Genomic DNA, 12,833 nt, shown 5'->3' with positions numbered 1-12,833 from the left:
CCCCGACCATTACAGTGGTCGAATATCTTCAGCCTGAGGACCTTTCTGGCCCTGAGTGATGGTGAACTCAACCCGCTGGCCTTCTGCCAGAGATTTGAAGCCATCACCTGTGATCTGACGGAAGTGAGCAAACACGTCTGGCCCTCCATTATCCTGAGTGATGAAACCAAAACCTTTCTCATCATTGAACCACTTAACAGTACCGGTAGTAGTAGCCATTGTCATATCCTGAATTTAAATAATAAATGTTGCCTTGCAATAAGGCGGTAATGCTAGAAGTTTATTATTGCTAATGAAGAGTATGGCGAGTTACGACACCCGGAACATCAAATCTATACATAACAAATAAATCACACTTTTAACGTCCGGCCATTATACAGGATAATATCCTGATAACCATCGGTGTTTGCATTTATTCCACGACACAAGATACTCAGCCATTCGTGCATGGTGCCTGATAATGCCTTTCCAACTGGATGCTTTTCAGCTCTCGGCTTGGTTCAGCTGGACATTGGTTGATATGGCAAGGGTTTTCCGGACACTTTTTTATGCACCATTTACCATCGCTATTGCCTCTGCCTCATTAGTGAGACATAGGCAATTAAGTCGGTAGATAAGTCGCCTCTCAACCCCTTGAAAATAAAGGAATCAAACATTTGTTTGAATAAATGAAGAATAATTTAGCTGGTAAATGGAGGAGGAACTCCCCCTTCAATTTAGTGCAATAAGTCGGTGAATATGAAAAGGCTTTATTTTCAACAAGATACAGCGCTTATTTCACAACAGCAAGTCCCCCCCGGCATCCTTAATAAATAGTCTTTTAGTACCAAAAAGATGTTGGGAATTTCCTCTCTTGAATACCCGTGCCTCAATCCCCACTGTCATTCAACGAAAAGCCATCACTCTTAACCCAACCCTGGATAATTTTCAAAGCTATAAGGGTTCAGAAATTGCCTGCCACGGAACAGTGTGCGATCCACCTCACTGAGTTCAGCCTCATCACAGACTTCAACCCAGAATTTTTCGATAGTCGCTTTCTGGTGTTCAATAATATCCTTGGCCTGCTCCCTTGTTAGCAGGAAAATATCAGCCGCCTGCAGGCACAGCGATAACTGACTCTGCCGCTGATTGCCTTTAATCAGCATCGCCTGAGTGGCGATCTGCCTCGTTCGCCCTTGCGGACAGATGTCGTATGCTGGGGTGAGGGTCAGCATACGACCATCCCAAAATGCGGCATGGTTTCGAGCGTGATCGTCGGTATTGCCACACAGAATATTGAAAACAAGGCGCCCAAACAGCTCACGCAGCGTCTGTGGGGCACAGCTGAACCTCTGGCGAACCAGATCGGCCAGCTGTTCGTAACTGGTGTAACGGGCCATCATTTCATCCAGCCCATGAAGGGTGAGAGCCGACACCATGTGTTTTCTGCACCAGCCCTTATTGGTCTTATTGGTCAGCTCCCGGTCGAACCGCCGGATCAACAAAACATCCTTTCCTGCCGCCTGTGCCAGTGATACATCAGCCACATTCAAGCCCGTCAGGCTGGCCAGTCGCATGGCGATGAATTCGGCCTTGACCACGCTGTAGAGATCGGAACTGGAGGAGAACTTGGCGATGTATTTATTGTCACCGTCTTCAATCAGGGCTTTGGGTCTGGCACCACCGATCGATGTGCCATGATGAAGAGCCTGTTCCAGCTCTTTCGGAACCGGGAGACCTTGTTCAATGCGCTCTGCCGAAGTCAGCAACTGCTCCAGTGTCGCACTGGCTGAGAGCCGGGGAATATAGTTTGTGGGGGAGCACTGAAAATCCAGTGCCCCAATACGGTCAGAGCCGGATTCCAGCAGATAGGTCAGTTCATCCAGCTCTGCTGTATCGACCCTGTTGCCTTGCAAACCCAGTTTCTGGTTGATAATAACCCTGCGCCCCCAGGCATCCGGTGAGCCATCACGAATGCAGCCGGGCATACTGAGTCCACCGACCAGTGGCAGTTGACCGGAACGCAGGGGCAGCTCGGGCTCATAAATTGGAATCGCATCAGGCCGTTGCAGGTAGCTTTTACCGTAATTAAATAACAGGTATCCGTTGTCGTTTACAAGCCTGCCAGCAACTACCGGATCACAGCTGTCTGGCAGCCAGATCCAGACAAATGCGTCTCTATAAGCGGGTTCAGAAGTCATCGTCTACCTCTGTGTAGCCCTTGCGAATACTTTGGGGCAGCAGGGCGATTTTATCCAGGGTTCGGTCCAGTTTAACCGCCAGAGATGCAGGGTTATCCTCAAACAGTGGCACGCCAACCAGACAGGCCACCTCAAATACCAGCCCCAGAGTGCAGGACAGATCGCCTTTTTCAATTTTCTGCAGCGTCGCTCTGGAGACACCCGCCCGTCCCGCCAGTTCGCTTTCTGTCCAACGGCGCTGCTTGCGTCCTAGCTGGATTTGACGACCCAGCAGTTCAGCGGCCGCAATGCAGTATGGAGTATAACGCCTTGGGTTGGGCATGGGGTGAATCCAATTACAAATATTGAATATAATATTAGTCACAATATACATTTATGGCCAATATATTGGTCATTTTATGAGAATGCGGTATTCCACCAAAAGCTTAATTGCGGTTGCTGATTTATAGAAGCCTATCCATACCTGAATCGACAACATACCCAAGATTCTTATACCCCTTCTCTCTACGCTGCTTCATTCTGGCCAGCATAGGAACAGCCGAATCTGTGTAGTCATATATGACGACCTCTGTTTTCCCTTCATGCTCCCGGTGGATTCGTCCCGCATATTGAGCAAGGGTGCCTTTCCAGGAAACAGGCAAAGCAAGAAACAGGGTATCCAGCTTCGGAAGGTATTGGACAAGAAAAAAATATCCAGACATGCGCCCCATTACCGGAACGTGATACTTCCCGATGACAGGTAACGTCGTAAACCTGACAGGCCTGAACAAATGCACCGACCTCATCTCGCCAGCTTTTCTTGTCAAAGTCAGCCGCCAGAAACCAACAAGTGTCATTAGAGCCGAGGGGATAAATGCCGAGTGTGCGCTTTCCTGTCAAATGGCTGTGGACGGCTTGCTCCGTGTATTGCTCAAAATTCTGATGGGGACAGTCAGTACACTTAACCTTGGGTTTCTGGCAAATACCCGGTCGCCATTCATTATGACAGGCAGGAGAGTAACCAGACCGCCCCGAGTTATTGCTTTGCCATCGTACAGCAATAACATCGTCCCGCCCCTTGAAAAGAGACAGGTAGATCTGAATTTTCTCTCTGGGACTCAGTTCAGCTGTTGCGGGATGTTCTTTGCCTTGAATGGCAATTAGTTGCTGCCGTCTTGCGAGCAAACTCAGCCTTTCTTCTTCCAGTTCCTGAAGGCGTTGGCCGATGATCTGAATTTCTTTGGAGTGATCGTCCAGTTTAGTTCCAGGAGCTGAGTGCTTTAGGAGGAGTTTATCAGCTCTTGAAGATAGTCAACCAGCTGCTGATTTTTTATTGCAGACTCGATTTCGTTAGTATAAAGACTCGGAATATACTCCAGACCATGCCCCGTGCCACGCTTTTTCTCTTCAAGCCATCGTCTCAGTTGCTTCTCGATTCTGGAATAAGGAGAATATTTTATATCTTTTTTTAGGTATAAAAAACCACACTACCTGTTGATCACTTAACAGGTAGGTAGACGATTATTTTATTCTCGCTGGCCGACTTAATGCACTATTTACCGACTTAATTACCTCTGCCTCATTAGCTTCCAGCTTTTTGTAGAGCGCCCCCAGCACATCCCACTTATGCATGCTCCACTCTGGAGAAAGAAGGTACTGCCGCTCGCCGGAGCCCGTCAGCCTGTGAAACAGCAGCTCTTCGGGAGCCCGCAATATCATCTTCGCCAACACGTCCGTATAGGATTCCATCGTTAATTCACGAACTTCACCATTACGATACTTTCGTGCCATTTTAGTGCCTTTTACGATATGAAGCGGGTGTACCTTAATAGCATCAACCCCAAGACCAGTGACACGGTCAAAGCTTACCAGGGAGTCTTCAGGTTCTTCTCCGGGTAGCCCAACAATCAGATGGGTACACAACTTAAGTCCGTATTTTTTTGCCCTGCTCACTGCGTCTTCATAATCGTCATAGCTATGCCCACGGTTGATCTGCTCAAGCGTGTGGTCAAAGCTGGATTGAAGGCCCAGTTCCAGCCAGACTTCATAGCCTTGATCCTGATAGTCAGACAGAAGCTCAAGAACCGGATCCGGCACACAGTCAGGCCGTGTACCAACAGCCAGGCCAATCACTCCGGGGTGAGCCAGAGCCTCGTCATAATAGCGTTTGAGATCTTCAGGAGAGCCGTAGGTATTACTGTAGGACTGAAAGTAGGCAATGAATTTTCTGGCTCCGGTACGGGCTCCTACCTTTTCCTGAGCCTGACGAATCTATTCAAAGATATTCCCCGCTTTGGTGCTGCCAGGGCTGAAGGAGGCATCGCAAAACCGGGGGCGGGTCTTGGTTATTGAATTCAATCAAATAGAAAGACCTGCCCCTCAAATTTCCCCGTAATGTTCTGCCTGTTGCTTGTGGAGATAATCCTTTCCAGAATATCCGAAGGCTCATCCTGCCCTTGCCATATTTTTAGATCACAGTCCTGAATATCAGCATCCACCAATACAGCATCAAAGCGGAAGCCTTTTCGGATCAACCCAATATTTTATTGAAGCGCCTTACCTCCACCTGCTGTAGCCATCCAGAACGATTCAAGGAAAGAAATTCTTGTATTGTCTTCTCCCCCCCCGTTCTCTCCCAGCCAGATTTGTGAAAGTCCCGCCAGATTCAGTCATTTTGTTCCTTTAAATCAATCGCTGTTTGCACTTTGCTGCAATCCTGCCGCAAATAATCTCTCATACTCTCCTGAGGCTTTCAGGGCTCTCAGTCCTTTATCCAGTTTGGCTGCCAGCGCACGACTTTCTTTATATTTTCTGCTGAAAGCCACATAAATGTCACTGACATGGTTTTGTTGTCCTTTAATAATCGCCGAGGCTGGTATACCCACGGTTTGCAACGTGTATTGTGCAACTTCATCAAACATGATTGCCACATCAATACGTTTGCTAAGTAGCAGTTTTATCAGTTGCGCCTGACTGTTTACCCTGGTCAATTTAAAGCGCTGCTGGTGCTGGCTGAAACTTGATCCGTATTCATAGTCGATGATGACGCCTACCCGGGTCTGGTCGGGGATACTCTCTACAGAAGTGAAATCCAGATCACTATCCGGGGCATAAAAATAAGATGCCCTGGCCGTCAACAGGGCTTCCTCACCAAAGATAAACTGCTTTTCAGTACTGGGCTGACGCGTGACATTCCAGCAGGCATTGACCTTGCCGGTTTCGGTATCATTTAATGCCCGGGCATAGGGCACAACAAATATCTTCGCTTGCACCCCCTCTCTCGCCAGCGCGGCTGTCACTAATGCCCGGGATACCCCGTTACCACTCTGATCTGAAAAAGGTGGCCAGCTATCTTCTGCGGCTATCAATATTTCCTGTGCTGCCAGTCTCGACATGGCAAATATTGCCAGCCAGAAAAACAACAGTAACTTGCATACCAGACTACCCACGCCTTGCATACGCAGATAAAGAAAAACTGACATCACCATACAGTCCTCGCCTCACATTTTTATACTTTGTAAATACTTCTGTAGCTCTGGCAATTTAATCGGATTGCCGAGGTAATCATCCATACCTTCTTCTCTGTGATGGCTAGTATTATGTGCCGACCAGACTGTGATATGAACATGATATTAATTGTGCAATTGTTGCCAGTGTCTGATACCAGTGGCAGCTTCATAACCAACCTTAGTAAGCGGAACATAGCCCAGACCAAGAAAGGCTTACTTCAAGCTGGCAACGCCTCCCTCCAGAAAAAAGTAATTCGTATAACCATACTTAATCAGATAATACTGAAGCCAGCGAACTTGCTTACCCACGGCATCAACGACAAAAATGGTCTTATTCTTGCCATTACCTGCCTCCAGCCACTTTTGGAAGCGATCGAAAGGCACCGCGCGCGCGTCCTTTAAACGTTCGGTCCCTGCTATCTGAAAATTATCCCTGACATCAATCAAAAGGGCCTCATCGCCTTTGCTTTTGGCCTGCTTAAAGAATCCATAACTATCTAAAAAGTGTTTCTTCAATTCAAACCCGGGAATCAGCTTGCTCGACTCAACAGGGCTTTCGCCCATCAAGACCGTCTTATCAGGATTGGCCTTTGCCCAATCGAATATGCCGGCATCAAAGGCATAAACCTCATTAATACCTGCCTTCATCAAACGCCTGACGGCCTTATAAGACTTCTTACACGTGTGGCCGTTGCAGTAAGCGACCACTTTCACACCCTCCGAGTGCAAGTCTTTAACTTCATTCTCAAAACCCTGGGTTGACATGGGCACATGCATGGCTCGAGTCATATGAATCACATCAAACTCCAGGCTTGACCGGACATCAACGATCAACACATCCTCGTATTCCTTCAGAAGGTCACTCAATTCCATCACTTTTACATCCGCATAATCACTGCGATAAGGGAATGCATCCTCTGAGAAAGCGGATAAAGGAATAAACAGAAAAACAGATATAAATAAAAACGCCAATAGTCTGGAAAAGAATCTCATTACCATACCTTAAACAGAACTTACCTTTAAATATAGGCAGAATATCAGTGATATATTTGTCAGAATGGGATAATCACGATGAATTATGCCATGCCACCCCTGGTTTCCAGGTAAACACTCAGCCAACAACACCTACCCTACATACCTTATATTGGCAAGCGGTTGGGGAACCTCATCTCCCCCTACTCCCACCAACCCGCTATTTTTAAGAAAAAAATAGAAAAAAATAGAGAAAAAAACAGGACACACACTGCGCCGAGATAAATCGGCAAAAGATTGAAGGTAAAAGTCCTTCATCCGGTAAGGTTCTGATATGGCAAATATTGCCAGCCAGCAAAACAACAGTAGCTTGCGTACCAGACTATCCACACTTTGCATACACAAATGATAAAGAAAAACTGACATTGTCATACAGTACTCACTTCAAATTTTTATGCTTTGTAAGAACTGCTGTAGCTCCAGCAATTTAATCGGCTTGGAGAGGTAATCATCCATACCTGCCTGAATAGCCTTTTCTCTATGATAACTCGTATAATGTGCTGATAAGGCGGTGATATGCACATGATGTTCACTGTGAAGTTGCTGCCAGTGCCTGATGGCCGCAGTTGCCAAATAACCATCCATGACGGGCATCTCACAGTCCATCAGAATCAGGTCAAAATCCCCCTGTTCATCCATAAAAACATTAACAGCCTGGTTACCATCCTCAACAAAGGTAGCGGTTATGCCACAACGCTTAAGTAACGCTTCTATTACCGAACGATTAACTCTATTGTCATCTGCCACGAGTACTTTTAAGCCAGCCAGGGATTCAGGATCAAATGGCGCTGTCTGTGCAGCGTCAGAATCGGTATCTGCCCCATTGGCAGCCTCTGGCAAAGGCAAAGAAAACCAGAAAACAGAGCCCTTGCCTGATTCACTGTCTACCCCCATGCTGCCGTCCATCAGCGTCACCAGTCGCTGACATATCACCAGACCCAGCCCCGTTCCGCTACGCCCCTGAAGCCGGCCTTCAGCACCTTGTTCAAATGGCTGGAATATTCTCGCCAATTCCTCAGCCGACATGCCGCAGCCACTGTCTTGCACCGAGACTTTGATGGAGGGAAAATCCGGCTGCGCCCCAGCTTCAGTTGTTATATGAACCTGAATACCTCCGCCATTAGTGAACTTCATCCCATTGCTGATCAAGTTCATCAATATCTGCCGTATGCGCACGGCATCTCCCTCCAGCAGAAAAGGCACATCTTCGCTGCTGGAATGCGCCAGCAAAAGACCTTTTTCATCTGCCGCCACCTTAAACAGATCACAACTCTGTTGCACCAGCAGACGAAGATCAAAAGCCGTACTATTAAGCTGCATCTTACCGGCTTCAATCTTGGAAAAGTCCAGAATATCATTGATGATATTCAGCAATGTTTCACTGGATTGCCGAACCGTCTGTAAATACCCCTGCTGATCAGTAGGCAGATGGTCACTGTCAATAATATCCAGCATACCCAGAATGCCATTCATGGGCGTGCGAATCTCATGACTCATGGTGGCAATAAACTCAGACTTGGCTTTATTGGCGGCATCAGCCTTGAGTTTTTGCTCAAGACTCTGCAGTTGTTTGCCTTGCTCTTCCAGCAGGCTTTCATGCATGCTGTTCAGCGAGAAAACCACATCATCCAGCTCGTCTCTATGGGAAGATTCTTGTCGTAACAAAGACAGAGGCTGAAAGGGATTTTCCAGGCTCAGTTTCCGGGTGTGATCAGCAATATGTTGTAAATGACGAATCAGCAAGGTTCGTAGCAACCACAATATTATAAAAGTAATTGCAAAGGTTTTTATGCCATGGGTAGCGACAATAAAGCCTGCCTGCTTCCATAAACGCAGATAGATGCCATCCAGGCTGGCGATAATCCGTAGTTCACCCAGTTTTGTCTTGTTACCATGGTTTTGCTGTGCATCAAGGTTGTCAGGCAAATGCAGGTCCAGCGTCACTGACAACAAGCCATCCTTTTGACCGTTGAAATTTTCGTGCGTCGCCAGCTTTCGTAAACTGCCATCCCAATGTTCTGTGCTTACTTCGACATAAACCACATCATCCAGTTTCAGGATAGAATAGATAATGACCTGGACCTGCTCATCATCAAACTCCCATAAACTCTTGGCCAGGGCCGACAAACTGATCACCTTGACCGAATTTATTCTCTCGCTTAAATTGTCCACATCATCGTAATACTGTTTCAACAGCGTCAATGAAATGGCGATAAACGTAATCACCGAGCTACAGAGTATAATCATAAGTGCCAGTTTTCTGGCCAGTGGGTGACTTCGGGATTTATGACTAACCATTACAGCTATCCTGATCCATATTATTTTTAGTGCCTGCCTTGGCGCATATTCCTCCAGTTTAGCAGCCGAATGAGCATTAACTCATTGAACTCGACGCCGCCAGTCAAGAGTTAAACCGGATTGAGTCTTAATGAAGACTCATCAAGGAGCCTGAATATGTTCAGGAAAGCTCACCACAGGCAAGCTATCAACAGGCTCAAAATAAAAAGAATCTTTCACGGATGGTGTCACATTGGTATACAGACCAGGAATATAGTCAAAACCATACCCGGTTCTTCGTACTTGAATCATCCAGCGTTAATGTTGTTTTTAGTTTTGGAGTATGGAGAATAATTTCAGCTTTATGTAACATAAAAAAACACGGCCTGACGGTTACCTGCCAAACAGTGCTGTTGATATTTTCGACTATGCTCTCCGACTTAATGCGCCATTTACCAACTCTATTGCCTCTGCCTCATTGTGTCAGACATCCAATTGTATTGGGAATTTTTAAACCAATAACTTACTGATTATTAAGCAATTAAAACAACTGCATGAATAGCAATCTTCTAAATATATTGGGAATTTTCAAAACCTCTATACCCAGACACCCTTCCAATATGTTGGGAATTTTACAAAGTGATTATAATTCAACAGGTTACAGCGTAATTTTTTCACAACAATCTATCTATTCCTAAATCAACGGTATACCCAAGATTCTTATACCCCTTCTCCCTGCGCTGCTTCATTCTGGCCAGCATGGGGACCGCTGAATCCGTGTAGTCATAGATGACGACCTCTGTTTTCCCTTCATACTCCCGGTGGATTCGTCCCGCATATTGAGCAAGGGTGCCTTTCCAGGAAACAGGCAAAGCAAGGGTGCCTTTCCAGGAAACAGGCAAAGCAAGGAACAGGGTATCCAGCGTTGGAAGGTCAAAACCCTCTCCCAGATATTTCCCGGTGGCCACTAATGGGGCGGGAACAGATGATTCAATAATACGCTGAAGAACTGCCTGTCTGGTTTTATCCCGCATCCCTCCGTGTAGAACCTCTGCCGAAGGTATCTCAACTGATAAGGCCTGATGCAAAAGCATCGCATGCTCTTTTCTTTCCGTCAGAATGACAGGGTGCCGGCCTTCTTTTGTCACCATCAGCACATCACGCACTATTTGCTGATTTCTGTGTTCATGACGGGCAAGCCACTGGTAGACTTCGCTGATATGAGGCTTGTTCTCTATCCACTCAGAAAGTGGCAGCAGGCCCGTCTCCCTGAAGATCACCTTTCGTAAATAATTACTTTGCCTCTCTTGTGCCTTATGGCGTATAGGGCCTGCCTGCATATGTATAATCGGTTGATGACCATCTTGCCGATGAGGTGTAGCGGTAATTCCAAGAACGTAGCGGCACCTTACTTCATTCAGAAGCAATTCATATCTTGGCGCAGAAAGGTGGTGACACTCATCAATAATTACCTGTCCATAGTCTAATATCAGCGGGTTAACCTGATTATCACCTTTACTGATCAAACTTTGATACGTGGCAATATCGAACAGACCGGTCGGCTTCTTCCGCCCGCCAGAAATAACGCCAACACTGGCCAGATTCAAAAAAGTTTCTGCTCTCTCTTTCCATTGATCTATCAGCTGGCGGCTATGCACCAACACCAGCGTATTCACTTTACGCTCAGCCACAAGAGCAAGGGCGGTGACCGTTTTCCCAAAAGCCGTTGGTGCATGTAGAACACCAATGTCCTGTTTCATCATTGCCTTGACCGCTTTTTGCTGATCTTTTTTCAGCTGTCCCTGAAACGCCACCCCCTTGAGTTCAGTGCCCGAAATCCTTTTATCCTCTATATCCAGTTTGCAGCCCTGGCTTTCAAGTAAATCAGACAGAGTTTCAAGACATCCACGAGGAAGATGCAAATACCCACCCTCCATACGAGCACAGGAGATAATTCTGGGTATCCCCTGAGTTGAAAAGCGCATCGACTGCAGCAATTCCCGCAAAAAATAGAAAAATGGAGATTTTACCTTAATTATCTCATTGATTTTTAGACACAAACAAAACCCTCAGAAATAATCTGATCAATAGATCAATTTAAATACACTGAAGAAAATGGTTTTTTATTGGTAACTATGCCGTATCAGGGAATATGCTCCGGATGCTGATCATTTTTCGTTTTGGCTGTTCACCGGGTTTAACTCGCTTGCCTTTTGCTTTTGGTTCAGGTGCTCCCTGCAAGATCAGACCCTTCATGAATAACGCCCAAGAACTAACCACGAAAATTTCAAAGAAATTCCTCTGCTTCTCCCAAAGCGTCTTTTTCCGTTTGTTAGCCTTCAGTGCTGCATTAAACAAGGGGCAGGAAAGCTCGACAATTTGATCAATCAGAAAGGCAAGAAACGAGTGCCTATGCCCCCGTTTGTCGGTATAAGTGAATCGCCGAACCTTGCCTTGCCGGTCCAGATCATCAACGCTTTCCAGCAATGCCGGATGATCAGTGTCCTTGGCAACAGCGATAAAAAAGGCTGCCATAAGACCGAATTAGTTTAAGGGTTGGTCCCTTGGAATAGAGACCATCTAAACCCAGTACCAGTTTAAGGTGGTAGTGTTCCCTGGCGAGATCTTCCAGGATGCGTTCAAGGGCACGCACTTCACAGTCATTTTTGGAAGCATCTTTTTGTTGGGTAATAGGTTCAGGCATTAATGGATGAACCGTTTTCAATCCTGACTTTACAAGACAGATTGCTGATAACTGTTGATAGTACATAGTTGTTTTTTTAGGGTTGTCAGCGTTTTTTGTACAACAGTTTTTACAGTTGATGGACTTTGACGTAAAGGTTTGTGTGCCATCTATGTATGGGAGCTAGGTAGCAATGGCACTGACTTAAGGCCTCACCCCTTGTATTCAGTGAGCCTGCGGGCTTGCTTTCTTGGGTGCTGAAGTTTCTTTGTTGGCTTGCTACGCCTTTTGACTGCTCGCGGTTCGGATCTTCCAGGTCGATTACCTACCTTGTGCTTGCCGATCAACTGGATCATTATTTCTAAAATCTGAAAAATACTGATGGTTCCCATTAGCAATAAGTAGTGGTAGCTGAGTAATGTGTCCTGAGCTGTTTTGAAACTCACCTCTCTTGGTTTACGCTGCATCGTCTCTGCCGTTTTAGCCATCAAGGCTCGTATAAGATTATATACCAGTAAATGGACGTATATCTCCTTGCGTAACATTTCAGGGGTTTTGCAACGTAGGACTTCCATTTTCATCATGGTTTTGATGCACCTGAAATCAAGCTCGATATGCCAACGATCTATGTATAAATCTGATATATCTTTTCTGGGGTAAAGCTTAGTGTCAGTTAGTGTTGTAACAATTATTCGCTTTTTAGTCTTGATTGCCCTGACAATGATTTCTTTTGGTACTGCACTGTATGATTCCTCGTCCATCCATGGCGGACGATCAGGCCTTTTGAGTTTGAACAGACCCTCTTTACTACCCAGTTTTACATAGCACTTTCGGAAATCAAGAATACGTGAACCGTTCTTCTCGAATACGCCATCAATATTTGCTGATATCAGTGCCGCCAATATGAAGTAATTCTCAAAGTTGGCATCCCCTAGCAGAATGTCACCTTCGTTTAAGCTGTCGAACATCTGCCTGAGCAGAGCCTGCTCACCGGTTTCCTTGCCACTATACGGAGCTACCGCGGCGTCCAGTAGAGCGCCGCTGGCAAGGGTAATAAGAACAAGGATTCTAATTATAGGGAAACCGAGTCCTTTTTTTTGGGTGGACGGCTGGGGATATTTTTTTTGATTCGCCTCGGTGTCAGGTCCGGACACGGTGGAACCGTCTGTCATT

Annotated in this window: 13 protein-coding genes and 1 pseudogene; 1 reads left to right on the top strand and 13 read right to left on the bottom strand. The window is 46.2% G+C overall.

Annotated features, from left to right (window positions below; all coding sequences use genetic code 11):
• Positions 1–9: 9 nt before the first annotated feature.
• The 6 genes and pseudogenes from RM811_RS02920 to RM811_RS02895 all read right to left on the bottom strand — a co-directional run bounded on the left by RM811_RS02920 (position 10) and on the right by RM811_RS02895 (position 4,379).
• Positions 10–219: a cold-shock protein gene (locus RM811_RS02920; protein ID WP_402520592.1), complete on the bottom strand. Its 210-nt coding sequence runs from the start codon at positions 217–219 to the stop codon at positions 10–12.
• A 686-nt stretch (positions 220–905) separates the two neighbouring features.
• A complete protein-coding gene (locus RM811_RS02915) occupies positions 906–2,180 on the bottom strand; it encodes a type II toxin-antitoxin system HipA family toxin (protein WP_402520590.1) in 1,275 nt (424 codons plus the stop codon).
• Positions 2,170–2,502, bottom strand: coding sequence for a helix-turn-helix transcriptional regulator (locus tag RM811_RS02910; RefSeq protein WP_402520588.1), 333 nt, complete (start codon positions 2,500–2,502; stop codon positions 2,170–2,172). The genes RM811_RS02915 and RM811_RS02910 overlap by 11 nt, the downstream gene beginning before the upstream one ends.
• A 121-nt stretch (positions 2,503–2,623) precedes the next feature.
• The gene (locus RM811_RS02905; protein ID WP_402520596.1) at positions 2,624–2,881 is read right to left on the bottom strand and encodes a hypothetical protein; all 258 of its coding nucleotides are present in this window, start codon (positions 2,879–2,881) and stop codon (positions 2,624–2,626) included.
• A gap of 22 nt (positions 2,882–2,903) precedes the next feature.
• Positions 2,904–3,344 (bottom strand): annotated as a pseudogene (locus tag RM811_RS02900) (TOTE conflict system archaeo-eukaryotic primase domain-containing protein); the annotation flags it as partial.
• A 336-nt stretch (positions 3,345–3,680) separates the two neighbouring features.
• Entirely contained in the window at positions 3,681–4,379 is a 699-nt protein-coding gene (locus RM811_RS02895; RefSeq protein WP_402520594.1) for a TIGR01212 family radical SAM protein, read from the bottom strand.
• Here RM811_RS02895 and RM811_RS02890 point away from each other — a divergent pair.
• Positions 4,299–4,511: a hypothetical protein gene (locus tag RM811_RS02890; RefSeq protein ID WP_402520586.1), complete on the top strand. Its 213-nt coding sequence runs from the start codon at positions 4,299–4,301 to the stop codon at positions 4,509–4,511. The two genes, RM811_RS02895 and RM811_RS02890, sit on opposite strands and share 81 nt — an antisense overlap.
• 335 nt (positions 4,512–4,846) lie before the next feature.
• Here the strand turns inward: RM811_RS02890 and RM811_RS02885 are convergent, their stop codons facing one another.
• The 7 genes from RM811_RS02885 to RM811_RS02855 all read right to left on the bottom strand — a co-directional run bounded on the left by RM811_RS02885 (position 4,847) and on the right by RM811_RS02855 (position 12,832).
• Positions 4,847–5,647 carry a substrate-binding periplasmic protein gene (locus RM811_RS02885; RefSeq protein ID WP_402520585.1) on the bottom strand — a complete coding sequence of 267 codons (801 nt, stop codon included), beginning with the start codon at positions 5,645–5,647 and terminating at the stop codon, positions 4,847–4,849.
• Positions 5,648–5,881: 234 nt separating this feature from the next.
• Complete coding sequence (locus tag RM811_RS02880; protein ID WP_402520583.1) at positions 5,882–6,661, bottom strand: rhodanese-like domain-containing protein; 780 nt, start codon at positions 6,659–6,661, stop codon at positions 5,882–5,884.
• A 423-nt stretch (positions 6,662–7,084) separates the two neighbouring features.
• Complete coding sequence (locus RM811_RS02875) at positions 7,085–8,998, bottom strand: ATP-binding protein (RefSeq protein WP_402520581.1); 1,914 nt, start codon at positions 8,996–8,998, stop codon at positions 7,085–7,087.
• Between the two features lie 653 nt (positions 8,999–9,651).
• Positions 9,652–10,962 (bottom strand): DEAD/DEAH box helicase family protein, encoded by a 1,311-nt coding sequence (locus RM811_RS02870; RefSeq protein WP_402520579.1) that lies wholly within the window; start codon positions 10,960–10,962, stop codon positions 9,652–9,654.
• 148 nt (positions 10,963–11,110) lie between these two features.
• Positions 11,111–11,512, bottom strand: a complete 402-nt coding sequence (locus RM811_RS02865; RefSeq protein ID WP_402520577.1) for a hypothetical protein — start codon at positions 11,510–11,512, stop codon at positions 11,111–11,113.
• Entirely contained in the window at positions 11,475–11,747 is a 273-nt protein-coding gene (locus RM811_RS02860; RefSeq protein WP_402520575.1) for a hypothetical protein, read from the bottom strand. The genes RM811_RS02865 and RM811_RS02860 overlap by 38 nt, the downstream gene beginning before the upstream one ends.
• A 125-nt stretch (positions 11,748–11,872) precedes the next feature.
• Positions 11,873–12,832: an IS4 family transposase gene (locus tag RM811_RS02855; protein ID WP_402520573.1), complete on the bottom strand. Its 960-nt coding sequence runs from the start codon at positions 12,830–12,832 to the stop codon at positions 11,873–11,875.
• Position 12,833 lies beyond the last annotated feature (1 nt).

This window comes from Endozoicomonas sp. (genome assembly GCF_031844845.1).
Lineage (GTDB): Bacteria > Pseudomonadota > Gammaproteobacteria > Pseudomonadales > Endozoicomonadaceae > Endozoicomonas.
The sequence above is the reverse complement of the archived record's forward strand: the minus strand, read 5'-3'. Positions and strand labels throughout refer to the sequence as shown.

Excerpts from the sequence above, each read along its gene's own strand:
- RM811_RS02865 (WP_402520577.1), bottom strand. The coding sequence starts at position 11,512 with ATGGCAGCCTTTTTTATCGCTGTTGCCAAGGACACTGATCATCCGGCA.
- RM811_RS02885 (WP_402520585.1), bottom strand. The coding sequence starts at position 5,647 with ATGGTGATGTCAGTTTTTCTTTATCTGCGTATGCAAGGCGTGGGTAGT.
- RM811_RS02920 (WP_402520592.1), bottom strand. The coding sequence starts at position 219 with ATGGCTACTACTACCGGTACTGTTAAGTGGTTCAATGATGAGAAAGGT.
- RM811_RS02905 (WP_402520596.1), bottom strand. The coding sequence starts at position 2,881 with ATGTCTGGATATTTTTTTCTTGTCCAATACCTTCCGAAGCTGGATACC.
- RM811_RS02910 (WP_402520588.1), bottom strand. The coding sequence starts at position 2,502 with ATGCCCAACCCAAGGCGTTATACTCCATACTGCATTGCGGCCGCTGAA.
- RM811_RS02875 (WP_402520581.1), bottom strand. The coding sequence starts at position 8,998 with ATGGTTAGTCATAAATCCCGAAGTCACCCACTGGCCAGAAAACTGGCA.
- RM811_RS02915 (WP_402520590.1), bottom strand. The coding sequence starts at position 2,180 with ATGACTTCTGAACCCGCTTATAGAGACGCATTTGTCTGGATCTGGCTG.
- RM811_RS02870 (WP_402520579.1), bottom strand. The coding sequence starts at position 10,962 with ATGCGCTTTTCAACTCAGGGGATACCCAGAATTATCTCCTGTGCTCGT.
- RM811_RS02860 (WP_402520575.1), bottom strand. The coding sequence starts at position 11,747 with ATGTACTATCAACAGTTATCAGCAATCTGTCTTGTAAAGTCAGGATTG.
- RM811_RS02880 (WP_402520583.1), bottom strand. The coding sequence starts at position 6,661 with ATGAGATTCTTTTCCAGACTATTGGCGTTTTTATTTATATCTGTTTTT.
- RM811_RS02855 (WP_402520573.1), bottom strand. The coding sequence starts at position 12,832 with ATGACAGACGGTTCCACCGTGTCCGGACCTGACACCGAGGCGAATCAA.